Here is a 24,019-nt window from a genome sequence, read left to right as displayed (position 1 = left end):
CACAGATCATGTGCGGCAGGCTTCAAGTAAAAAAATGGCAAAATTCGGCTATAAAGCGGAATATGATTGGATGAGGCCGAATGAGTTAAAGCGATCTGATGCGGTAATCTGGATATTAGCGAACCGAACCATTTCGACTACAACTTTTGTGTGGAATGCTGCGGCGCAGGAATGAACTCCCGATCACTGCAGTGCCGCCAGTTGTTTTAATGAGCCCGCTTTCACTATTAAGACCACCATCAACCGTCGACGCCGCTCATTGATTGCGGTATTTGTATTCTGGCACTCCGCCTGTCCAGTTTATTGTCGCGTTCGATAGCCTGCGGTTGAGTTTATTGAAGAGGCCGGCTTATTCGAAAAGGTTTTAGTGCCCGATGATCGTCACCTGTCGATGACCTCGGTTTGTTTCTAGTAGCCATGCAGTGTGTGATCTTCAACACGGAATCTGACGACATGACGCTTGCTTTGGATACCAAACGGCAGGAACAGCACTTCGACTGGTCGGGTGTGCCGATCGACCTGGGTGGCATGGAGCCGCTCGATCAGATCGCGCGCCTGCTGTGCCATGCACTGGTTGCGCCTGCGGCCGCACTGACCATCGTCGAGGGCGGCCGCGTGCGCGTGCTGGCGGCCCGCGGCATCAGTGCCGCCCACGTCGAACAAGCCATCGAGTTGTGCCGGCATGCATCTACTGCGCCCAACGGCGTGACGGAGCTGATCGAACCTGCCGCCCTTGCCCCGATCCAGCTGGGCGACGCCGCCTTCCCGGGCTTGCCGGCGCGCTTTATTGCCTGCGTTCCGGTGGGTGCACCGCAGACCGGCGTCTCCGGCACCCTGTGCGTGATCGATACGCGCGAGCGTCGCCTGGCCAGCCAGGAACACCAACAGTTGTTGATGTTCGCCAATGTGGCCGCGGCGCAGCTGGAACTGCAATTCGGTGCCGGGCGGCGCGAACCGCACAGCGGCCTGCTCAATGCACGCCAGCTGCAGTCGGACCTGGATGCCCTGGCCTTTGGCAGTCACTGTGTGCCGACCATCGCCGCCTTCATCGAGGTCTACGACACCCAGGCGGCCAATGAAGCACGTCAGGCGCTGGGCATGCAGCCGCTGGAAGAACTGGTGCGCCATGCCAGCTACGTGCTGACGCGCGCACTGCGCGGCAAGGCCACGGTCTATCACGTGGCGCCGATGCGTTTTGCGTTTTTTCTATTGAATTCCGCGCCCGACGAGATGGAAGACCTGTTGCTCGATCTGCGCGACATGTTGCATGCACCGATGGATGCGGCCGGCATCCCCATGTCCTTGACCTTTCATGCCGGTGTGGTGCGCTTTGCACCGCAGCAACCGGACACCAACGATGTCATGCGCAAGGGGCTGGTGGCGCTGGGCGATGCGATCAGCAATCACGCCATCGTGTGCTGGTACAGCGCCTCCCACGACGATGCGATTCAGCGTTCGTACCGGCTGGCACTGGATGCCGAAAAGGCACTGGAAGCCGGCGATTTCCGCCTGGTGTTCCAGCCCCGGATCAATCTTGAAGACTTGTCGGTGACCGGCTTCGAGGCGCTGTTGCGCTGGCGGCACGCCAACCTCGGCCCGATCGGCCCGGATGAATTCATCCCTTTGTTCGAAAAGACCGCCTTGATGTGCACCGTCACCAATTGGGTGATCGAGAACGCGCTGGTGCAGTTGGCCAGCTGGCGTGCGCAGGGGCTGGATTTCTCCATGTCGATCAATCTGTCTTCGCGCGATTTCGGCAACCGCAATCTCGCCGCAGACGTCATCCAACGTTGCAGGGAACTGGCCATTCCCACCCACCGCATCGAGCTGGAGATCACCGAGGGCCGCTGGTTGCGCAGCAATGTCGAGGCCGTGCCCCGGCTGCGCACCCTGCGTGACGCCGGAGTCAGTGTGGCCATCGACGACTTCGGCACCGGCTACAGCAACTTCGGTTACCTCACCGAGCTGCCGGTCAACGTGCTCAAGCTCGATCGCTCGCTGGTGACCGGCATCGCCAACAAGGCCGGCATGCAGCTACGCGCCGAGGCGGTGGTACGCCTGGCCAGTGCACTGGGATATCGCACCGTGGCAGAAGGCATCGAACATGCCGACGAAATTGCGCTGCTGCGCAGCTGGGGATGCGATGAAGCGCAGGGCTATCTGCTGGCCCGGCCGATGGAAGCGGAGCTGGTGGCGGCCTATGTGGCAGGCGCGGTGGCCGAACAGCGCTTGCCGTGATGCGATCTGCCCGAGTAGGCGCGTGCGTCGTCCTTGATCGACTCACACGGCGCCGCCCTCGCCGCCTGCAGTGATACGCGTGGCAACGCAGCGCGCACGCTGCGTTGCCACGCGGCCATCAACTCAGATCGTGCAGGTCCTTGCCCAGCGGCGGACCTAGCGTCCAGTCGGAAAACTGCACCTTCAGCCCGGCACGCTCCGGCGTGCAGCACATCGGCCCGACCTGGTACGCGTCGGCGACGGGGAACGGGCAAAGCCTGACCAGTGGCCAGGTCCGGCCATCGGCCGATACCTGCAGACGCAGGACGCCGTCGGCAACGGTGGCGCGTATCCAGAAATCCTTGGGGTCGGCCTCGTAGGGGCCGGTCGCCCAATCCGAGACCGGGTTGGTCAACACGCTGCTGAGCATGGCACGGCCATCGCTAAGCTCGATGCCCGCCTTGACCCAGTGCTGCTCGTCCACGCGCACCATGATGCCGGCCTGATCGTAGAGCGACTCGTATTGCGCACGTACCCGCAACTGCGCAGTGAAGCGCGCTGCGGCGGTGATACCGAGAAAATGCCCGCTATCGCGCGTAAATCCGTAATGCGTCTTGCGCCAGAAATCGGTGGCCTTGTCGGTGACCACGTCCAAGGTGCCGCCGCTGATTGCGACGGTCCGTGGCCGATTGAGCCAGCTGCCATTCTGCCACTGCGTGTCCTGCGCCATCGTGTTCTCCGTGTTGGGTTGCCTGGCAAGCACACCGCCGCTGATGGCCATTCCCATCGCGCCGCCCAGCAGGCGTCTGCGTGCACCGTCTATCGCATCGTGGGTCATTCAGTGTCGTCCATGCATTTGAAGAACTGCATAGTCTAGCCGCGCGGTGGGTCAAAACGCGTGCGCTTGGGCAGTGCTGCAGATGGCTGGCGTCGCTGCGGCAACAGCTTCAGTGCTGGCACCAACCAATGCTGTCAGCGCTGTGCGAGCGCGTAGTCCAGCGCCGCGCAGATGGCAGCCACCTGCGCGGCGTTGCACTGCGCGGGCGTTGCGCGCGGGCTATCCGGATATACCTCAGTGGTGGTGCGATAACGTGCATCGGTAACGCCCGCGCACAGGCCCAGACGCCGCACCGGGTAGTTGATGACGCCAGGAGCGACCACCGCTGCGCCGATGATCTGGCCGTTCGCGTCGGCAGGTGCGATATGGGTGACCTCGGCGACGGCGGCAATGATTGCCTGCTGGAACTGCGGTTGCGGATCGTCGCTATCGCCCACCAGGTAAAACCCATCCGGAATGCTGCCCGGCACGAAATCGACGCCGTCACGTGCGGCCAGGGCCGGACGAAATTCGCTCTCGTCGCTGTCGGTGGTTTCGTGCAGATCGATATGCACCAGCATCTGTCCGGCCACTGTGGCGACCAGTTGTATCAAGGCCGCCGACTCGGCGGCCGGGCTGTCCGGCCGAAACGCACGATTGGGGTCGATGGCATCGGCATTCCAGCGCTGGACTCGCTCGTAGCCCCACGGATTGACGCAAGGCACCACCAGCAGATTGAGCTTGCCTGCGTAGGCCGCCGCGCGTTGCTGCAGGAACTGCAGCGCGCCCTGCACGCCGCTGGTTTCATAGCCATGCACGCCACCGGTCACAAGCGTGCAAGGCAACGCGGCGTCCCACTGCGCGCTGCGCAGCGCGATCAGCGGATATTGCTCGGCTGCCGCCTGGATCGTCCCGTAATGCACACGCTCATAGCTGGCATCCAGTGCATCGATGACCTGCACCACATCGTCGGCATGACTGCGCTGACGCAGCTGACGTGCCCGCCATGCGGCGCGCTCCGCCTCGCCCCAGGGCTGTTGTGGAGTGCCGATCGGATACGCCATGCGTTCTGTCATTACGGTGCCGTCCATTGAAAGACGGCCAGGGTAAGCGCTACGCACTGGGCGGTCCATTCGGCGGCAGATACGATGATGGTGATGACCCGTAAGGTCGAGCCCGGTTGCTGCTGGCCTTCAAATTTGACTGTCAACAAGGCTGTGTCGACATCGGGCGCAATACCGCCGTGCATAAGGATTGCCGTGACTTCGGCCGCGGTTGGGTCTGCCCCATTCGCTGACCTGGTTTCAATGTTGGGCAGTCGAGGGGGTCAATACAGGCGAGCTGCCATGCAATGGCGTCCCTAAGCCTTCCACCGAACGCGCTTGGCTACTACTCCATCTGCCGGCGTTGCAACTCTGCAGTGGGTGCAAATCCTGCATTCGCTTGAGTCAGTGCACCAAGCAATCGCGAAATATTTCGCTGCAATCGATAGCATGCGTGCAACAACGAGTGAAAAAACTTCCGATCTCGTCGTGATGCATTGCACATCAATATCTTTATCAGGTCTCGTTCAATCCAGGCAACGCGCAAGCAGATCGAAAACAACATGTCGCTGCAATCGATTGTTCCGGACATGCTATCAGCGCTGCGGACAGCTCCGCAAAACGAAGCAGGCCCCGCACATGGCGTGCAGGGCCTGCAGTCCGCTGCAGCAAGAACGGCGCGCCAGATGCGCGCCGCACTCTTGCCTAGACGGCCTCTTCCTGAGGTTTGGCCTGCTTGGAACGCCCACCCTTGCTGCCGATCCGCGACATATGATCGCGATCGCGGCTAACGGCCTGGCCGCCCTTGCGGCCAGCTTCGCGTGCTTCGTCGCTGGTAAATTCGTGCGCGTTGCCGCTGGCATGCGCTGCCTTGCCGCCGCTGCTCGCCAACACGCGGCGCTTTTCAGGATCCAATGCGGCAAAACCGCGCCGGCTACGAGTATTGCTTTGTCCCTCTTCCACTGTGCCTCCTCTCGATGCGTCGATCACGCCACTGGTAGCAGGGGTAACGCAACTATCGTGCCAACCCGTAAAGCCCTGCCAGACGGCGCCACGCCGCACGATGCAGGAAAAAACAGCTGCGCTCGCTGTGCAAATCTTGCACTCCTGCCTTGCGCTGGCTGATGTTGCGCGCGCGACACACCGATAGCGCTACCAACGCAGCCGTACGAACGACGTGCTCGTACGGCCGCCGCCGGAGCATCCAGGCATGCAGCATCGTCAGATCGATCGATGCTTGGCTCGCCCGATGCGTCAGCGAACCGCAACCAGGCGCAAGGTCCGGCGAGGTCAGACCGGCAGCGTAGTGGCGCTGCGCCCGTCAGCCAGCAATGCGGCCACATGCCGCGCAATGCTCAGGCAGCAGGTCAAGCCTGGCGACTCGATCCCGAACAGGTTCACCAGACCGGCGATGCCGTGCATGGACGGACCGTCGATACGGAAATCGGCCGCCGCCTCGCCAGGCCCGCTGATCTTCGGGCGCACACCGCAATAGCCGGGCTGCAATGCGCCGTCCGGCAGGCCAGGCCAGTAACGCCGGATCGCTGCGGCAAAACGCGCGGCATGCGCTGGCTCGCAGTGATAGTCGGGCCGCGCGACCCACTCCACGTCGGGGCCGAAGCGCGCACGCCCGTGCAGATCCAGCGTGAGATGCACACCCAGGCCGCCAGGTTCGGGCATGGGGTAGATCAACTGCTGGAAGGGCGGACGCCCCGCCAGGGTGAAGTAGCTGCCTTTGGCGAAATAGCCGCGCACCTGTGCATGCACAGGCAGACCATCGATCCGCGCGGCCAGTGGCGGCGCACCATGACCGGCCGCGTTCACCAGCCAGGCGCAGGTCAGCCTTGCCGGCGCCTGACCCGCGACGCTCACGCGCAGGCCCTGCGCAAGCGGCTCGACCTGCGTGACTGGTGCGCGCAGCGCCACGGTGGCGCCATGCGCTTCGGCATCGCCCTGCAACGCCAGCATCAGCGCATGGCTGTCGATGATGCCGGTGGCGGTGGACTCCAGCGCCGCCACGCAGCGCAGGGCCGGTTCACGCGCCTGTACCTACGAAGCGTCGAGCGGCAGCAAGCCGTGCGCGCCGCTGGCGATGGCACTGCGGTGCAACTGCTCGAGCTGGTCGCGCTGCGCGTGATCGCAGGCGATGATCAATTTGCCACAGCGCCGATGCGGCACGTGGCGCTGTTCGCAGTACGCATACAACAGCGGGTTGCCGCTGATGCATAGCTGCGCTTTCAAGGAAGCGGCCGGATAGTAGAGCCCGGCATGGATCACCTCGCTGTTACGTGCACTGGTGCCGGTGCCGATGGCGCCTTCGGATTCCAGCACCAGCACCTCGTGCCCTCGCATCGCCAGCTCGCGCGCAATTGCCAGCCCCACCACTCCGGCACCTGTCACGATGCACTCGACGTCTTGCATGGCCGCTCTCACACGATGGCCGATCAGTCTATCCGCACACTAGAACGCGCAGGATTGTCGCGACCGTTATCACTGTTTTCTCACTATCCAGCTCTATATTCAGCTCAAGCCATGACGTAAATCACGTTATTCAACGCCGACAGACGTTTTCCGAATTTTGCGGTGTGCATTCTTCCCCCATCCGAGCGCCCCGTAGCGCCCGGTTCGAAGCGGCAATCACCGAAGGAGTTTGAATGGACGCGACGCGTTCGGTCCTGCTTGCCTCCAATTACGAGGCATGGCCAGAGGCCTTCAATGGGCAGGCATATGCATTGCTCAACGTGGTCCGCAGTCTGGAACACGCGCAGCTGTTGTGCCCGCCCGCGGCTGATTACACCCGCGGGCGCGGCGTCAATCCCGGCGTGTCGTATCTGCTCAACGAACTCAAATACCGCAGTGTCTCTGCACTGCAGCGGCTGAGCGGGCAACCTGCGCTCTCCAACGCACAGCCACGGGCGGTCGAACAGGACTATGACCTGTTCTTCTACGTGTGCCAGTTCCCCCGGGAATTGAGCACGCTGGGGCGCATCAAGGGATGGCGCGAGCGCTGCCGCACCCGCGTGGTGTACCTACTGGAAACCTGGCCGGAATTGCTGGAATCGCAGAAGGCCGAGTTGAAACTGCTGGATCAGTTCGACCATGTGTTCGTGCTCAATGCCAGTTGCGTCGATGCGCTGCGGAGCTATACCAGCACGCCGGTATCGTTTCTGGCCAGCGCCTGCGACACCCTGCTGGCAACGCCACAGCCGCGGCCGCCGCAGCGCTGCATCGACGTAGTCAGCATCGGCCGGCGCATGCCGCAGGTGCACGCGCAGTTGCTTGCGCATGCACAGGCCAACCCGGATTTTTTCTATCTGCACGATGTGCTGCGCGGTGGCGCGGTGCAGGACTGGGCTGCCCATCGGCTGCAGTCGGCAGCCATGATCAAGCGCGCCAAGTTCTTCATGGCGCACGACTTCGTGGTCGATACCCAAGGATTTTTCAAAGGCGTGAAAAAACAGGCGCTGGCAACGCGCTATTTCGAAGGCGCCGCCGGGGGTGCGGTGATTCTGGGCTCCGCACAGGCATGCCCGGAATTTGCCGAGCACTTCGATTGGGAAGATGCAGTGATCGAGCTGCCGGCCGATGGCAAGGAGATTGGCCTGTTCCTGCGCGATCTGGAGCAGCAGACCGACCGACTGGAGTGTGCCCGCCTGCACAACACGGTGCAGTGCCTGCGACGGCACGACTGGGCACATCGGTGGGCGCAGATCCTGCAGACGCTGCAATTGCCGCGCCCGCCACTGATGGCCGAGCGCTTTGCCATGCTCGACAACCTGGCCACGATGGCCGAACAGACCGCCTGCCCGCCGGCGATTGCGCTGAGCATGACCGCCTAGCGCTCCATCGCACTGCGCCGAGTCACCGGCGCGTCAGTTCAAGGAATAGCAATGAAAGCAGTCATTCTGGCGGGCGGCCTGGGAACGCGCATTTCCGAAGAAACCGCCATCCGCCCCAAGCCCATGGTGGAGATCGGCGGCAAGCCGATCCTTTGGCACATCATGAAGATCTACGCACACCACGGCATCCAGGATTTCATCGTCTGTCTGGGCTACCGCGGTGAGGTGATCAAGGATTTCTTCATGAATTACCACATGCGCGAATCCGACGTCACCTGCGACCTCGGCAGCAACACCACCACCTTGCACAACACCCGCGCCGAGCCCTGGCGCGTGACGCTGGTGGATACCGGTGCCCAGACCATGACCGGTGGCCGGTTGCGCCGGGTGCGCGAGCATCTGCGCGACGAGGCGGCGTTCTGCATGACCTATGGCGATGGTGTGGCCGATGTGGACATCACTGCCGCCATCGCACTGCACCAGCGCGAAGGCCGCATGGCCACAGTCACCGCAGTGCAACCGCCCGGCCGCTTTGGCGCGCTGCGTGTGGAAGGCGAACAGGTCACCGGATTCCGCGAGAAACCGCTGGATGGCGACGGCCTGATCAACGGTGGTTTCTTCGTGCTCGACCCGCGCGTGATCGATGTAATCGACGGCGATGCCACCGTGTGGGAGAACAGCCCGCTGGAAACACTGGTCGATCGCGATGAGCTGAGCGTGTATCGCCACGACGGCTTCTGGCAGCCGATGGACACGCTGCGCGACCGCAATCATCTCGAAACCCTCTGGTCGTCCAATCGCGCGCCCTGGCGCGTGTGGGAGTAACAACATGCGTATTCTGATCACCGGCAACATGGGCTACATCGGCCCGGTCGTGGCCGCGCATTTGCGACAGCGCTATCCGCAGGCCTGGTTGGTCGGGCTGGATCGCGGCTGGTTTGCGCATTGCCTGTCCGACCCGCGCCGCCTGCCGGAAGTGGTGCTGGACCAGCAATGGTTCGGCGATGTGCGCGATCTCACCGCGCAGCAATTGCAGGGCTTCGACGCGGTGGTGCACCTGGCGGCGATCTCCAACGATGCGATGGGCAAGCGTTTCGAGCTGGTCACCGATGCAATCAACTGCCGCGCCAGCGTGGCGGTGGCGCAGGTGGCCGCGCAGGCCGGTGTGGGGCACTTCGTGTTTGCCTCCAGCTGCAGCGTGTACGGCGCCGCCGCCGATGGCACGCCACGTTCGGAAACCAGCGCGATCGCGCCGCTGACCGCGTATGCGCATTCCAAGATCGACACCGAACGTGCGCTTGCGCAGCTGGATACCGACATGGTGATCACCTGCCTACGCTTTGCCACCGCCTGCGGTGCCTCGCCGCGTCTGCGGCTGGATCTGGTGCTCAACGATTTCGTCGCCAGCGCGGTGGCCAACGGCACCGTGGAAGTGCTGTCGGACGGCTCGCCATGGCGGCCGTTGATCCATGTGCGCGACATGGCGCGCGCCGTCGACTGGGCATTGCGCCGCACGCCAGCGGCAGGCGGGCAGTTTTTGTTCGTCAATGCCGGCTCGGAGCGCTGGAACGTGCAGATCCGCGATCTTGCCCACGCGGTCGGTGTGGCGATTCCTGCTGCGCATGTTGCGATCTCCACCAGCGCACCCAGCGACAACCGCTCCTATCGCGTGGACTTCTCGCTGTTCGAACGACTGGCGCCGGAACATCAACCGCAGGAAACCCTGCGCTCCACCATCACCGAGCTGCGCGACGATCTGCAGCGCGCCGGGTTCAGCGATGGCGACTTCCGCCAGCGGTCGGACTTCATTCGCCTGCGCATCCTGCAGCAACTGGTCGACACCGGAACCCTGGCAGCGGATCTGAGGGTGGCGGCATGATCTTCCACCCCACTCCGTTGGCGGGTGCGTTCGTGATCGAGCCGGAACAACGTGGCGATGAACGCGGCTGGTTCGCACGGGTATTCTGCACCCAGGAGATGGCGCAGGCCGGCTTGGTCGATCAGTTCGTGCAGGTCAACAATTCGTTCAATGCACAGGCCGGCACCTTGCGCGGCATGCATTACCAATTGCCGCCCGCTGCCGAGGTCAAGATCGTGCGCTGCATCCGTGGTGCGCTGTGGGATGCGATCGTGGATCTGCGCCCGGATTCGCCCACCTACCTGCAGTGGTACGGCACCGAATTGACTGCCGACAATCGCCTGGCGCTGTACGTGCCGCGCGGCTTTGCGCATGGCTTCATCACCTTGCAGCCGCAGACCGAGGCGTTCTATTTCGCCAGTGCGATGTACACGCCGCAGGCCGAGCGCGGCTTGCGCTGGAACGATCCGCGCCTGGGCGTGCAGTGGCCGCTCGAACCACAGCTGGTGTCCGACAAGGATGCCGCGTGGCCGGATTTCAACGAACAACAACACGGCATCCCGACCCTTGCCGGACTCACCCCGCGGGAGCGCGCATGAATATCGATCGTCTATTGCAGGCCCGTGCCGCCGAAGGCCGCCCAGTGCGTGTTGGCCTGTATGGCGCCGGCTTCATGGCGCGTGGCATCGTCAACCAGATCGCACATTCGGTGCCGGGCATGCGGGTGTCGGTGATCTGCAACCGCAGCGTGGACAAGGCGCTGGAAGCCTACCGCCAGGCTGGCCAACACGCACGCGTGGTGGATGGCGCCAGCGAGTTGAAGCGCCAGATCGCTGCCGGCATTCCCGCCGTGACCGATGACCCTGCACTGCTTTACGAATGCGATGTGCTGGACTGCCTGATCGATGCCACCGGCGCCATCGACTATGGTGCGCGCATCAGTCTGGGCGCCATCGCCCACGGCCGCCACATGGTCACCATGAATGCCGAACTCGACGGCACCGTCGGCCCGCTACTCAAGCGCAAGGCCGATGCGGCCGGGGTGATCTTCAGCGCCTGCGATGGCGACCAGCCCGGCGTGCAGATGAACCTGTACCGGTTCGTGCGTTCGATCGGTCTGACCCCGCTGCTGTGCGGCAACATCAAGGGCCTGCAGGACCCGTATCGCACACCGGCGACACAGGCCGGTTTCGCAGCGAAGTGGGGCCAGGACCCGCATATGGTCACCAGTTTTGCTGACGGCACCAAGATCAGCTTCGAACAGGCGATCGTGGCCAATGGCACCGGCATGTCGATCCTGCAGCGCGGCATGACCGGCTATGAGCATCGCGCGCACGTCGACGAACTGACCCGGCGCTACGACATCGAGACCTTGCGTGCGGTGGGCGGCGCGGTGGATTACGTGGTCGGCGCCCTGCCCTCGCCCGGCGTGTTCGTGCTGGCCAGCCACGACGATGCCAGGCAGCAGCACTACCTCAATCTCTACAAGCTCGGCGAAGGCCCGCTCTACAGCTTCTACACCCCGTACCACCTCTGCCACTTCGAAGTCCCGCTGTCGGTGGCGCGGGTGGTGCTGCTGGGCGATGCGGTGCTGCAACCGCTGGGGGCGCCGCTGGTGGAAGTGATAGCCACCGCCAAGCGCGACCTGGCCATTGGCGAAACCATCGACGGACTCGGTGGCTACATGAGCTACGGCCAGTGCGAGCGCGCCGCTATCAGCGCAAACGCCGGGCTGCTGCCGATGGGCGTGGCCGAAGGCTGTGTACTCCGCCATGCGGTGGCCAAGGACCAAGTGCTGACCTACGACGATGTGCAGTTGCCGGCCAACCGCCTGATCGATCGTCTGCGTGCCGAGCAGGCCAGCGTTTTCGCCGACGCTGCGGAACTGGCCGCCTGAGCGCAGGGACATCGGGCGGCGTCCGCGTACCGATGCCGCAGCCGATGGTCGCGCTGCCTGCCCGTCCCGCCATCCGCGTCCTGCAGGCCGGGCGTGCGCTGGCCGCCACGATGGTGGTGCTCAGCCACAGCGTGCTGCCCACCACGCATCTGGTGCAGCGGCTACCCGCGTGGCTGGCCGCAGCGCTGGCGCACGGCTACCTGGGCGTGGACTTCTTCTTCGTGTTGTCGGGCTTCATCATCTACTACGTCAACCATGCCGGCGCGGACACGCCGGGCTGGAGCCGCGATTACGCCAGCAGCCGCATCAGCCGCATCTATCTGCCGTATTGGCCGGTGGGTGTTGCGTTGGCGCTGGCCTATACGCTGCGGCCCAGCCTGGACGATGGCGACATGGGCTGGTCATGGTTTGCCACGCTGACCCTGCTGCCGGTGGGTGGGCAATCCGCGTTGGGCGTGTCGTGGACGCTGAGTTACGAGCTGATGTTCTATGCACTGGCGTGGCTGTTCTTCCGTAGCGGGCACCCGCTGCGCTGCGCGCTGCTCTGGGCCGGCGTGACGCTGCTGTACGCCGCGCTTGGCGCGCCGTTCGCGCAGCCGGTGGAAGTTTCCTGGCGCGCGTTGCTGCTGCATCCCATCACGCTGGAATTCGTGTTCGGCATGCTGGCGGCACGCGCGGTACTGAGCGCTGCAGCATGGACACTGTGGGTCAGCGCTGCAGTCGCGTTCGTGGCATCGGCGTGTTTCGTGCTCGATGGCATGCAACGCGCGCATTCGCCGCTGTTCGGCCTGGCGATCGCTGGCGCAGTGGTCGGCCTGGTGCGCGCGGAATGGCGCGGCTGGCTGCGTATCGGCCCGGTGCTGCTGTTGCTCGGCAATGCGTCGTATGCGATCTACTTGGTGCATATGCCGTTGATGTCGCTGGTGGCACGCACCACGCGACGGATGGGGCCGCTGGCCACCTGGCCGGTGAACCTGCTGCTCAGCGTGAGCGCCGCGCTGCTGCTCGGCGTGATCTATCACCTGTGCTACGAGCGCATCGCGCTGCGGTATGCGCGCCGCGTGCTGGCACGCCGCACGATCCATTGAAGTTTTGCGACCACGCCGCGCGTGGATAGGCGTGCACGGCGCTCGGCAAATTGCGTTCAACCGACCGCCTCCTCCAACAGGATGCCGAAGCGATCGTCGCACTGGGCTGCCGCCTCGGATAAGGCAGCGCCCACCAGCAGCAAGGTCGGCAAGCCCGGCAGCATGCCGGCGGCGGTGAGTCCCAGCTCGCCCAGGGTGGTCAGCCGGCGTTGCTGCTCGGGCCGGGTGGCGGCCTGCACGATGGCCGCCGGCGTGATGGCCGGCAGATGCGCCAGCAACGCGGTGGCCAAGGCATCGGCACGCCGCAGGCCCATGTAGATGCCCAGCGTGGTGCCGCTGGCGGCCAGTGCGCCCCAATTCGGCTCGCCGTGATCGTGCGTATGCGCGGTGACGAAGGTGATGCCGTGGCAATGGCTGCGATGGGTCAGCGACACTTCCAGTGCGGATGCGGCGGCGAATGCGGCACTGACGCCGTTGATGATCTGCACGCCCACACCGGCGCGGCGCAGGAAGCTGATCTCCTCGCCCGCGCGCCCGAACAGCAGTGCCTCGCCGCCTTTGACGCGCACCACGCGCAAGCCCTGCACGGCGTAGCGCCGCATCAGCCGGCAGATGAAGTCCTGCGGCGTCGAGCGGCAGCCACCTCGCTTGCCGACCCTGATCACCCGCGCCTGCGGTGCGAGCTCGACGATCTGCGGGTTGGCCAGATCGTCCAGCAGAAGCACCTGCGCGGCAGCCAGCGCCTTGACCGCCTTGATGGTGAGCAGATCCAGATCGCCGGGGCCGGCGGACAACAACACCACATCACGCGCGCAGGACGGAATGACTGACATGAGCAGGTCTCGCAATATGGGGAGGTCGGGACAGGCACTCAGGCGTGTCGGGGTTGCCGGCACAGCCGGGTGAGTTGCGGAACACAGGAGCCGCAGACCGTGCCGCAGCCCAGGCGTTGTTTGAGCTGGTGCAGGTCGGCGCCGTCGTCGATGGCGGCATGGATCGCAGCAGTCGACACCTGCATGCAGCTGCAGACGATCGGGTCGCTGGGCGCGCCCTGCGTCTGCGCAAACACCGCCAGCCGCGGACCGCGCCAGGGCCGGCCTGCCAATGCGCTGCGCAGCAACGCCTGATTGGCCTCGCTGGGCTGCGCCGCGCTGAGCAGCAGGCCGTCGATATGGCTGTGGCCGTCCTGCATGCGCCAGCCCACACGACGCAGCAGCCCGCGGCGCAGGTCGCGGTACTCCAGCACGTCTGCGCCGGCCGGCAATTGCAATGCGACGATCAGGCGATCGAGCCATTGCGCATCCGGCGCGCGTTCGCAGGCCGCATGCAAGACCGCCCAGTGCCCGCCGGCCTCGGCCAGCGGCTCGGCATGCAGCCGCAGCGATGCATAGCCGCAGTCGCGCAACAGCGGCTGCAGTGCCTGTTGCAAGGCCAACGCATCGCCGCGCCGGGCAGCGAGCAGATGCCAGCCGAACGCCGCCTTCTCCACCCGCACCGCCGCATGCTTGAGCTCGGGCTGCTGTGAGCGCGCATCCACCGCCGGGCTGCTCACTTCGTTGATGCCGCCGCTGGACAGGTGCTGCCCGCTCCAATGCATTGCGGCGAACACGCTGCCCGAGCGCAGCTCGTCGGACAGTTCCAGCGGCAGCACCAGCGCACCGCGCTTGCTGGCGATCTGCACCAGCTCGCCGGCGACCAGGCCGCGCCGCGCTGCGTCGTCCGGATGCATGCACAACGCGGGTTCGGGGCTATGCGCAAACGCTGCCGGCACGCGTCCGCTGCGCGACATGCCATGCCATTGATCGCGCAGGCGGCCGGTCAGCAAGCGCATCGGAAAGCGGGCCGAGGTCGGCTCGGCCACCTTGCGATACGGCGTGGCGTGGAAGCGCGCGCGCCCGTTGCCGGTGGCAAACAGGCCATCGGTATAGCGCCGCACCTGCCCGTGTGCGGCGCCGGCAGGGAACGGCCACTGCTGCGGCCCGTCATCCAGCAGCGGGTAATCCAGCCCGCCGATGTCCAGATCGCGCCCCACCGTCAACGCGCGATGCTCGTCGAAGATCTGCGCGGTGCTGTCGAACCCGAACAGACCTGCATCGCTGGCAGGCGCCAGACGCGCTTCGAGCCGGCGTGCCACTTCGCGGGCGATCCACCAGTCCGCGCGCGCCTGGCCCGGCGCGTCCACCGCCTTGCGCACGCGGGTGATACGGCGCTCGGAGTTGGTCACGGTGCCGTCCTTCTCGCCCCAGCTGGCGGCCGGCAACAGCACGTCGGCGTACGGCACGGTGTCGGTGCCGGAAAACGCGTCCTGCACGATCACCAGTTCGGCCTGTTCCAGTGCGGCGCGAATGCCATCCACCTCCGGCATCGAATGCACGGGGTTGGTGCAGACGATCCACACCGCCTTCAACGTGCCCGCACGCAGACGCTCGAACAACTGCACGGCCGGTGTGCCGGCCGTGGCACTCAGACGGCCGGCGGGCAAATGCCACAGACGTTCCAGTTCCGCACGATCGTCGGCATTGCCGATCTCGCGATGCGCCGCCAGCATCGTCGCCATGCCGCCGACCTCGCGCCCGCCCATCGCATTGGGCTGGCCGGTCAGCGAAAACGGCCCTGCGCCCGGCTTGCCGATCTGCCCCGTCGCCAGATGCAGATTGATCAGGGCCAGATTCTTGTCGGTGCCCTGCGCGGACTGGTTCAGGCCCATGCAGTACAGCGACAACGCCGCCGGGCTGCGTCCAAACCACTCGGCCGCCTGCACCAGGTCCTCGTGCGAGATACCGCAGATCTCGGCGCTCATGCGCGGGGTGTACTCGCGCAGCATGTGCTTGAGGGCGTCGAAATCCTCGGTATGCGCCGCAACGAAACGCGCATCCACCAGACCCTCCCAGATCAGGTGGTGCAGCATGCCGTTGAACAGGGCGACGTCGGTCCCGGGTTCGATCGCCAGGTGCAGGTCGGCCATGGCCGCGGTGTCGGTGCGACGCGGATCGATCACGACCCAGCGAATGGCGGGATTTTTCGCCCGCGCCTCTTCCAGCCGGCGAAACAGCACCGGATGCGCGTACGCCATGTTGCTGCCGGCAAACAGTACCGTCTGTGCCAGCTCCAGATCCTCGTAACAGGTGGGCGGGCCATCGGCGCCCAGCGCCAGCTTGTAGGCGGTGACCGCGCTGGACATGCACAGGCGCGAGTTGGTGTCGATGTTGTTGGTGCCCAGCAGGCCCTTGGCGAGCTTGTTGAAGACGTAATAGTCCTCGGTCAGCAGCTGTCCCGAGAGATAGAACGCCACCGCGTCCGCGCCGTGCTCCTCGATGATCGCCGCCAGCTTGCCGGTGACGTGGTCGAGCGCCTGATCCCAGCTCACCGCCGCCCGCGGTGCCTGCCGATGGCGACGCAGCTCCGGCGCGAGTACGCGCCCCTGCGTACTGGCGGCGGTCTGCGGCAAGGCCAGGCCCTTGCTGCACAACCGGCCATGATTGGCCGGATGCAGCGGGTCGCCTTCGATGCCGACGATGCGTTCGCCATGCGTGTCGTGCTCGCTGTGGATCAGCACCCCGCAGCCCACCCCGCAGTAGCAGCAGGTCGAACGGGTGATGCGATGCATCGGTGCGGATGTGTGCGGCTGCACCGCCGCACCGATCAAAGGTAGCTGCTGGCCGTCGCTCATGCGGCCGGCTCGGCGACTGCATCCGGCAGCGATACCGGCTGCAACACGATCCATACCGCATCGGCTTCCACCTTGACCGGGTAACGCGGCGCGCAGCCCACATCCGGTGCGCAGGCCTGGCCGCTCTGCAAGGCGATCGCCCAGCCATGCAACGGGCAGGTCACCGTTTCGCCGGCCACGATGCCCTGCGACAACGGCCCGCCCTTGTGCGGGCAACGGTCTCGCAACGCAAACACCTGATCGCTGGCGGTGCGGAACAAGGCGATCGGTGCAATGCCCTCGATCTCGAGTACGCGCGCACCCAATGCAGGTAACTCCTGCAGCGCGCACACGCGAATCCACGCGGCCTGTTGCATGCTCATTCCTCCACCGTTGCGACCGGCGCGGCGATGCGCAAGGGTTGGTACTCCTGCCGCCGTTCGCCGGCGATACGCGCCTTCCACGGGTCGACCAGACCTTCCAGCGAGTACAGCAGGCGTTCGTACAACGCACGCCGGTTGGCCGCGTCATCCACCACTTGTGCGCGGATGTAATCCAGCCCCACCCGTGCGATGTAGTGCACGGTGCGATCCAGGTAATACGCCTGCTCGCGATACAGCTGCAGGAACGCACCGGTGTATTCGCGCACTTCCTCGGCGGTGCTCACCTTGACCAGGAAGCGGGCGACCTCGGTCTTGATGCCGCCATTACCTCCCACATGCAGCTCCCACCCCGAATCCACCGCAATGATGCCCACGTCCTTGATGCCGGATTCGGCGCAGTTGCGCGGGCAGCCGGACACCGCCAGCTTGACCTTGTGCGGGCTCCACATATTGGCCAGCATGGTTTCCAGGTCGATGCCCATCTGCGTGCTGTTCTGTGTGCCGAAGCGGCAGAACTCGCTCCCCACGCAGGTCTTCACCGTGCGGATCGACTTGCCGTACGCATGCCCGGACTGCATGCCCAGATCGCGCCAGACATCGACCAGATCTTCCTTCTTGACCCCGAGCAGGTCGATGCGCTGGCCACCGGTCACCTTGACCATCGGCACCGCGTATTTGTCGGCGACATCGGCGATGCGGCGCAGCTCGCCGGCGTTGGTCACCCCGCCCTTCATCTGCGGAATCACCGAGAAGGTGCCGTCCTTCTGGATATTGGCGTGCGCACGTTCGTTGATGAAACGCGACTGTGGATCGTCGATGGCCTCATGCGGCCAGCTCGACAACATGTAGTAGTTGATCGCCGGCCGGCAGGTGGCGCAGCCGTTGGGCGTGCGCCATTCCATGAAGGCATACGCCTGCGCATGGGTCAGCAGCTTGTGTTCGGCAATGGCGCGCCGCACATCGCCATGGCTCAGATCGGTGCAGGCGCAAACTGCCTTGGTTTTCGGCGTTTCCTGGAAGTTGGAGCCCAGGCAGTTCATCAGGATCTGCTCGACCAGGCCGGTACACGACCCGCAGGAACTGGCGGCCTTGGTGTGCTTCTTCACCTCGTCGACGGTGAACAACCCCTGCTCGCTGATGGCTTTGACGATGGTGCCCTTGCACACGCCGTTGCAGCCGCAGACCTCGTCGCTGTCGGCCATCGCACTGGCGCGATCCTGTCCGCCGGTGCCGGCATCGCCTAGCGCGCTTTCGCCGAAGATCAGTTGATCGCGCTGCGCCTGGATCGGCGTGCCGTCCTTGAGCAGCTTGAAGTACCAGCCGCCATCGCTGGTGTCGCCGTACAGGCAGGCGCCGACCAGCACGTCGTCGCGGATCACCAGCTTCTTGTAGACCCCGCCGGCCGGGTCGGACAGCACGATCTCCTCGCAGCCATCGCCGCCCATGAAATCGCCAGCGGAAAACAGATCGATCCCGGTGACCTTGAGCTTGGTCGACGCCACCGAGCCGCGATAGATGCCGATGCCGAACTGCGCCAGGTGATTCGCGCACACCTTGGCCTGCTCGAACAGCGGCGCCACCAGTCCGTAGGCAATGCCACGATGGTTTGCGCATTCGCCCACTGCGTACACGCGTGGGTCGAAGCTTTGCAGGCTGTCGTTGACCACGATGCCGCGCGCGCAGTGGATGCCGGCTTCTTCGGCCAGCCGCGTATTCGGGCGGATGCCCGCTGCCATCACCACCAGATCGGCCGGGATCTCGCTGCCATCGGCGAACTTCACGCCAATCACCTCGCCGTGCGCGTTGCCCAGCACTGCACTGGTCGCCGTGCTGAGCCTGAACTCCAGCCCGCGCGCGCGCAGGGCCTGCTGCAGCAGATTGCCGGCTACCGGATCGAGCTGGCGCTCCAGCAACCACCCGGCCAGATGCACCACGGTCACGTCCATCCCGCGCAGCTTCAGGCCATTGGCCGCTTCCAGCCCAAGCAGACCGCCACCGATCACCACCGCGTGCCGCTTGCTGCGCGCGGTCTCGATCATCGTGCGGGTGTCCTGGATATCGCGGTAGCCGATCACACCCTTCAATTCGTTACCGGGAATCGGCAACACGAACGGCACCGAACCAGTGGCGATCAACAAGCGGTCGTATTCCGCCTCGGTGCCATCGGCGGCGATCACGCGGCGACGTACCCGATCGATGCGGGTGACTTCCTTGTTCAGATACAAGCGGATGCCGTTGTCCTGATACCACTGCAACGGATTGAGCACGATATCGTCGAACTCCTGCTCGCCGGCCAACACCGGCGACAGCAGGATGCGGTTGTAGTTGGGATGCGGCTCGGCCCCGAACACGGTGATCTGGTACATGCCCGGCATCAGCTTGAGCAGTTCCTCCACGGTGCGGATGCCGGCCATGCCATTGCCGATGACGACGAGTCTGGGTTGCTTCATTGCCTGGATTCCTGTCGACATGTCAGACCCGCGCCGCGCCGGCGCTGGACCATTCGCTACGCCACTGTGTCTTGACCCCGGCCAGCAGCGCCCAACCACCGAGTGCGAACGCAGCGAACAACCACATGCCCATCGCATAACTGCCGGTGTGCTGCTTGAGCACGCCCAGGCCCGCAGCCAGCGCAAACCCGCCGATGCCGCCGGCCATGCCGATCAAGCCGGTCATCACGCCGATGTCCTGCGCAAACCGCTGCGGCACCAACTGGAACACCGCGCCATTGCCGGCACCCAGACACAGCAGGGTCAGTACGAACAAGGCCAGCGTCACCATTGCCCCACCCGCGCCGAAGCCTGCGATGCCCACCAGCGCAGCAACCAGCAGATAGACGGTGAGCAAGGCGCGCGTGCCGCCAATGCGGTCCGCAATCACACCACCCAACGGACGCATCACCGAACCCGCCAACACGCAGGCAGCCGTCGCCCATCCTGCAGTACGCGCATCGAAGCCGAACTGGTCGTGGAAGTAGCCGGGCAATGCACTGGCAAACCCGGAAAAACCGCCAAAGGTCACCGAATAGAAAAACATGAAGCGCCATGCGTCGCGATTAGCCACCAACACGCGGCCATAGTCGGACCAGCGCTTGCGCGCGACCGGTACTGGCGCTTCTTTCGCAATCAGGACGAATACGATCAGCGTCAGCAGCAGCGGAATGCACGCCAGCCCGAACACGTTCTGGTAACCGAACGCCAACGCCAACATCGGTGCGAACAACGCCGCCAGCACAGTGCCGGAATTGCCCGCCCCGGCAATTCCCATCGCGGTGCCCTGATGCTCGGGCGGGTACCAGCGCGAGGCCAGCGGCAGCGCAACCGCGAACGAGGCGCCAGCAATGCCGAGCAACACGCCCAGCAACAACACCTGCCCCATGCTGTGCACGCCGAACTGCCAGGCACCAAACAACGAAGCGATCACCGCAACTTGTGCGACAACGCCCGCGCGCTTGGCACCGATACGGTCGGCCAGCATGCCCAGCACCAGCCGCAGCACCGCGCCGCACAGGATCGGCACCGCCACCATCAAGGCACGCTGCTGCGTATCGAGCCCCAGCGACTGCGCAATCGGTACCTGCAGCGGACCGAGCAGATACCACACCATGAAGCTCAGGTCGAAATACAGGAAGGATGCGAACAAGGTGGGCGTGTGCCCGGATCGCCAGAACGAGCGCTGCATAGAGACCTCTTCGAATGCGATGGCCAAAAAAAAACGGCGCCCCTCCGGTAAAACCGGAAGGACGCCGTTGTCCTGGATGCGTGCGGATCGCCGTTGATCCTCTGCATCGTGTTCGTGTTGTTGCAGGTACGCCGTTGTACCTGCACGGAATCACTACGCAATCAACGTGCCAACTTGCTCACCTGAGCATCACGACGATACAAGTCATTGAAAAATAGTGTTTTAGATGCAGCGCGTCCAATTTCACGACAGCCTACCGACACGCCGGTGCAGCTCACCAGTCCCGTCTTTCGTGCAGCCTTGCACCAATAGCGTGCACCCTGTATCGCAGGCTCTGTCGCTTGGCATGACTAACAGCGCCCAACAGAGCTAATACACGGCTGTGCTCGGAAGCCTCATCTAGGACGTGTGCATACCGATCAAATATCTAGGTCAAAAGCCGTGTTAGTCGAGCGCGCGGTGCCCTCGCCGCTTGCGGGACACGCCGTGAATCCGTCCGTGGAGGCTTGGTGGCGGCATTCATGCCGCCACACGGTCCCGCAATCGGCGAGGACGCCACACTAGGAAGTTTGCAGGCTGTTTTATTGAAAACTCTGCACACCGAGCATCCCGACTGGTCCTTGCCCGCCCACCGTCGCGGGACCTTACGCGGCATGGATGCCGCGTAAGAGCTTACAAGGACGTACCTGCAGCGTGTCCCGCGATGGTGGGCGGGCAAGGACCCTGCAACCAAGCCGCAGACCACATGCCTCGCGCCGTTGCCTTTGCCTCGGCTGCCGCATGATCCTCTCGGCATCCGGGCTCAGGGCGTATCGAACAACCGATTGCTGCGGTGGTCGCCCTCGGGGGAAACCACGCCCACGCGTGCGGCAGCGCGCCGATAGTTGTCCAGTCGATGGATGTCGCGCAGCCGCGCGATGTCGTCTTCCTGGATGTCATGCCAGCCCCAGCGCTGGAACTGGGTCAGGAACCACTCGCCGTCTGACAGCCACGGCATGTTGACCGCGCCATCGCGATGGAAGGCCAGCGCTGTCACATCCTTCGCATGTGCCTCGGCTTCGACATCGGCATCCAGACAGGCGGCCAGATGCGCGGCCGACACCCCGATATGCTTCGGCTCGGCCAGCCATTGCGCACATTGCGCCCGATTTGCCGGGTCCGCATCCAGCCAGCGACAGGCATCCAGTACGCAGGCGGTCAGGCGTTCGCTCAACTCGGGTTGCAGCGCGGCGAATTCGCGTCGGCAGGCCAGCACCTTCTCCGGATGGCCGGCCCATAGCTCGCCACTGCGGATCACCCGGCGACCGCTGCCCTGCGCCTGCGCAACCGCAGCCCACGGCTCGCCGGAGCAATAGCCGTCGACCAGTCCACTGGCCAGGGCGTCCGGCATCTGCGGCGGCGGGATGCTGAGCACCTCCACGTCGCGCATCGGGTCCACGCCGCGCGCGGCCAGCCAGTAATAGAGCCACAGCGCATGCGTGCCGGTCGGGAAGGTCTGCGCAAACACGGCGCGGCGGCCCAGGCTGGCCAGCGCCTGCGGCAAGCTCTGCCCCTCTTCCAGGGCCTGCGCAAGCTCAGGCGCCAGCGTAATCGCCTGGCCGTTGTGATTGAGCGTCATCAACAGCGCCATCGGGCATTGCGGCCCGGCAATGCCCAGGTCGATCGCATACACCAGGCTGGCCAGCACATGTGCCGCATCGACCTCGCCGGCCAGCAGACGGTCGCGCACGCCTGCCCAGGAGGCCTGCCGTTGCAAGTCCAGTTGCAGCCCATGGACGCGATCCAGGCCCAGCCGCTGCGCCGCGACCAGGGGCGCGCAATCGATCAGCGGCATGTAGGCCACGCGCAATACGGGGAGGTCGGCTTGGCTCATGTGTTCATCCCAGCAACTCGGCCATGGCCACGATGCGTCGCGCCACTTCGGCCAGTTTGACGCCCTGCTTCATCGCCTGCTGGCGCAGCGCCGCGTAGGCATCGGCCTCGCTCAGGCCGCGTTTTTCCATCAGCAGGCCCTTGGCGCGATCAATCAGCTTGCGGTCCTGCAGCGCCTGCTGCACATCGTCCAGGCGCTTGCGCATGCTGCTCTCCTGCGCAAACCGCGCAAGCGCCACCTGCACGATCGGCGCCAGCCGCGCCGGCGCCAGGCCATCGACCACATAGGCGGTGACGCCGGCGCCGACAGCCGCATGGATCAACGCATCGTCGCCATCGCCGGAAAACATCACCACCGGCCGCGGCGCATGTGCATGCAGCATCGACAGTTGCTCCAGGGTATCGCGCGAGGGCGAGTCGACATCGATCACCACCACATCCGGCTGCTGGCTCTGTACCGCGTGCAGCAATGCACCGACCGAGGCTACATCGTCGAGCACCGTATAACCGGCGCGCGTCAGTGCCTGACGCAGTTCGCCGATCGGCTTTTCGGTATCGTTGACCAGCAAGACACGCATTGGCGGCAGCGAGGCGTGGACGTGGCCTGATGGTGCCATGCAACATGCCGTCGGTGCGAGCCATCCTTTCGGAGTACGTCTGATGCCGTTGTTCCCGCTGTTCGCAAATCTGCAAGCGCGCGCCGTGCTGGTCATCGGCGGTGGCGAGGTCGCCACGCGCAAGGTGCTGGCGCTGCTCAAGGCGGGCGCGCAGATCCGCCTGTATGCGCATGCGCTCTCGCCCGAACTGGCGGAACTGATGCAGGCGGGCCGTTTCGAACAACTGGACGGCGAGTTCGATCCCGCCTGGATCGACGACGTGTGGCTGGTGGTCGCCGCCACCGACGATGGCGAGTTGAATCAACGCGTCGCCGCTGCTGCCGGGGCGCGTCAGCGCCTGGTCAATGTGGTGGACGATGCCGAGTTGTCGACCTATCAGGTGCCGGCCATCGTGGATCGCGACCCGCTGGTCATCGCCATTTCCTCCGCCGGTGCCGCACCGATGCTGGCACGCCGCCTGCGCGAACGGCTGGAACGCGAACTGGATGTCTCGGTCGGCCGCTTCGCCGGCATGTTCGCGCGTCACCGCGAGCGGATCCGCAGCCAGTTCCCCGACATGAACCGGCGCCGGCGCTGGTTCGACCGCGTCATCGACGGCGACGTGCCGCTGCTGCTGCAGGCGGGCAACGACGACGCAGCCGAAGGCGCCTTCATCGCGGCACTGGACGATGCCGGCGCGGTGCCGGTGCGCGGCAGCGTGCAGCTGGTCGGCACCGGCCCGGGCGATCCCGGCCTGCTCACCATCAAGGCGCTGCGTGCGATGAATCTGGCCGACGTCCTGCTGATCGGCGACGACATCCCCGATGCGGTACTGGAACTGGCAAGACGCGATGCCTCACGCCGCGCCTTGCCGCAGCAGGCCGACGCCCAACAGCATCTGGTGCTGGAACTGGCCGCAGAAGGCCTGCATGTGGTCGCGTTGCGCAGTGGCGCCGGTTACAGCGATGCCGATGCTGCGGCCATCGAAGCGGCGCTGCAGGCGCGTGGCCTGGCCTGCGATCGGGTGCCCGGCATTGCTGCGGGGCTTGAAATCAACGCATGAGCGCTGTGCGTGTGCG

The 24,019-nt window shown here is 65.0% G+C and carries 18 protein-coding genes and 1 pseudogene; 8 read left to right on the top strand and 11 right to left on the bottom strand.

All coding sequences use genetic code 11. The annotated features are described in order from the left end of the window. Window positions 1–426: 426 nt before the first annotated feature. Complete coding sequence (locus KHN93_RS10935; RefSeq protein ID WP_104559775.1) at window positions 427–2,238, top strand: EAL domain-containing protein; 1,812 nt, start codon at window positions 427–429, stop codon at window positions 2,236–2,238. 118 nt (window positions 2,239–2,356) lie between these two features. Here the strand turns inward: KHN93_RS10935 and KHN93_RS10930 are convergent, their stop codons facing one another. The 4 genes and pseudogenes from KHN93_RS10930 to KHN93_RS10915 all read right to left on the bottom strand — a co-directional run bounded on the left by KHN93_RS10930 (window position 2,357) and on the right by KHN93_RS10915 (window position 6,498). Further along, window positions 2,357–3,055: a DUF1349 domain-containing protein gene (locus KHN93_RS10930; protein WP_104559662.1), complete on the bottom strand. Its 699-nt coding sequence runs from the start codon at window positions 3,053–3,055 to the stop codon at window positions 2,357–2,359. 134 nt (window positions 3,056–3,189) lie between these two features. Next, a complete protein-coding gene (locus tag KHN93_RS10925) occupies window positions 3,190–4,110 on the bottom strand; it encodes a M14 family metallopeptidase (RefSeq protein ID WP_104559663.1) in 921 nt (306 codons plus the stop codon). A gap of 672 nt (window positions 4,111–4,782) precedes the next feature. Beyond that, the gene (locus KHN93_RS10920; protein WP_104559664.1) at window positions 4,783–5,040 is read right to left on the bottom strand and encodes a KGG domain-containing protein; all 258 of its coding nucleotides are present in this window, start codon (window positions 5,038–5,040) and stop codon (window positions 4,783–4,785) included. A 327-nt stretch (window positions 5,041–5,367) separates the two neighbouring features. Beyond that, window positions 5,368–6,498: pseudogene (locus tag KHN93_RS10915) on the bottom strand (NAD(P)/FAD-dependent oxidoreductase). 233 nt (window positions 6,499–6,731) lie between these two features. Here KHN93_RS10915 and KHN93_RS10910 point away from each other — a divergent pair. Genes KHN93_RS10910 through KHN93_RS10885 form a run of 6 tightly spaced genes read left to right on the top strand, consistent with a single transcriptional unit; the run spans window position 6,732 to window position 12,759 of the window. Beyond that, window positions 6,732–7,916 (top strand): glycosyltransferase family protein, encoded by a 1,185-nt coding sequence (locus KHN93_RS10910; RefSeq protein WP_211920097.1) that lies wholly within the window; start codon window positions 6,732–6,734, stop codon window positions 7,914–7,916. A 51-nt stretch (window positions 7,917–7,967) separates the two neighbouring features. Further along, complete coding sequence (gene rfbF, locus KHN93_RS10905) at window positions 7,968–8,741, top strand: glucose-1-phosphate cytidylyltransferase (protein ID WP_039527250.1); 774 nt, start codon at window positions 7,968–7,970, stop codon at window positions 8,739–8,741. A 4-nt stretch (window positions 8,742–8,745) separates the two neighbouring features. Beyond that, a complete protein-coding gene (locus KHN93_RS10900; RefSeq protein WP_212579562.1) occupies window positions 8,746–9,795 on the top strand; it encodes an NAD-dependent epimerase/dehydratase family protein in 1,050 nt (349 codons plus the stop codon). Next, window positions 9,792–10,373 (top strand): dTDP-4-dehydrorhamnose 3,5-epimerase, encoded by a 582-nt coding sequence (gene rfbC, locus KHN93_RS10895; RefSeq protein WP_102584521.1) that lies wholly within the window; start codon window positions 9,792–9,794, stop codon window positions 10,371–10,373. Before KHN93_RS10900 ends, rfbC begins: the two co-directional genes overlap by 4 nt. Continuing rightward, on the top strand, window positions 10,370–11,671 hold the full coding sequence (locus KHN93_RS10890; protein ID WP_212579561.1) for an NAD(P)H-dependent oxidoreductase: 1,302 nt from the start codon (window positions 10,370–10,372) through the stop codon (window positions 11,669–11,671). The genes rfbC and KHN93_RS10890 overlap by 4 nt, the downstream gene beginning before the upstream one ends. Window positions 11,672–11,715: 44 nt before the next feature. Beyond that, window positions 11,716–12,759 carry an acyltransferase family protein gene (locus KHN93_RS10885; protein ID WP_047126609.1) on the top strand — a complete coding sequence of 348 codons (1,044 nt, stop codon included), beginning with the start codon at window positions 11,716–11,718 and terminating at the stop codon, window positions 12,757–12,759. A gap of 56 nt (window positions 12,760–12,815) precedes the next feature. On the opposite strand, the gene cobA is transcribed toward KHN93_RS10885, so the two are convergent. The 7 genes from cobA to KHN93_RS10850 form a co-directional block, all read right to left on the bottom strand. Further along, window positions 12,816–13,562 carry a uroporphyrinogen-III C-methyltransferase gene (gene cobA / locus KHN93_RS10880; RefSeq protein ID WP_181142231.1) on the bottom strand — a complete coding sequence of 249 codons (747 nt, stop codon included), beginning with the start codon at window positions 13,560–13,562 and terminating at the stop codon, window positions 12,816–12,818. 68 nt (window positions 13,563–13,630) lie between these two features. Continuing rightward, complete coding sequence (locus KHN93_RS10875) at window positions 13,631–16,429, bottom strand: nitrate reductase (RefSeq protein WP_212579560.1); 2,799 nt, start codon at window positions 16,427–16,429, stop codon at window positions 13,631–13,633. Continuing rightward, on the bottom strand, window positions 16,426–16,791 hold the full coding sequence (nirD, locus tag KHN93_RS10870) for a nitrite reductase small subunit NirD (protein ID WP_039521569.1): 366 nt from the start codon (window positions 16,789–16,791) through the stop codon (window positions 16,426–16,428). Before nirD ends, KHN93_RS10875 begins: the two co-directional genes overlap by 4 nt. Then, window positions 16,788–19,205, bottom strand: coding sequence for a nitrite reductase large subunit NirB (gene nirB / locus KHN93_RS10865; protein ID WP_244812249.1), 2,418 nt, complete (start codon window positions 19,203–19,205; stop codon window positions 16,788–16,790). The genes nirD and nirB overlap by 4 nt, the downstream gene beginning before the upstream one ends. A 58-nt stretch (window positions 19,206–19,263) precedes the next feature. Beyond that, window positions 19,264–20,433: a nitrate/nitrite transporter gene (locus KHN93_RS10860; protein WP_172837845.1), complete on the bottom strand. Its 1,170-nt coding sequence runs from the start codon at window positions 20,431–20,433 to the stop codon at window positions 19,264–19,266. A gap of 841 nt (window positions 20,434–21,274) precedes the next feature. Further along, the gene (locus tag KHN93_RS10855; protein WP_047128698.1) at window positions 21,275–22,345 is read right to left on the bottom strand and encodes a CmpA/NrtA family ABC transporter substrate-binding protein; all 1,071 of its coding nucleotides are present in this window, start codon (window positions 22,343–22,345) and stop codon (window positions 21,275–21,277) included. Between the two features lie 4 nt (window positions 22,346–22,349). Continuing rightward, on the bottom strand, window positions 22,350–22,922 hold the full coding sequence (locus tag KHN93_RS10850) for an ANTAR domain-containing response regulator (protein ID WP_024940396.1): 573 nt from the start codon (window positions 22,920–22,922) through the stop codon (window positions 22,350–22,352). An 82-nt stretch (window positions 22,923–23,004) separates the two neighbouring features. Here KHN93_RS10850 and KHN93_RS10845 point away from each other — a divergent pair, with 82 nt between their 5' ends. After that, window positions 23,005–24,003: an NAD(P)-dependent oxidoreductase gene (locus KHN93_RS10845; protein WP_047128697.1), complete on the top strand. Its 999-nt coding sequence runs from the start codon at window positions 23,005–23,007 to the stop codon at window positions 24,001–24,003. Window positions 24,004–24,019: the final 16 nt, after the last annotated feature.

Source organism: Xanthomonas arboricola pv. juglandis (genome assembly GCF_905367715.1).
In the GTDB taxonomy this organism is placed as follows: domain Bacteria; phylum Pseudomonadota; class Gammaproteobacteria; order Xanthomonadales; family Xanthomonadaceae; genus Xanthomonas; species Xanthomonas arboricola.
This window is presented reverse-complemented; position numbering and strand designations above follow the sequence as displayed.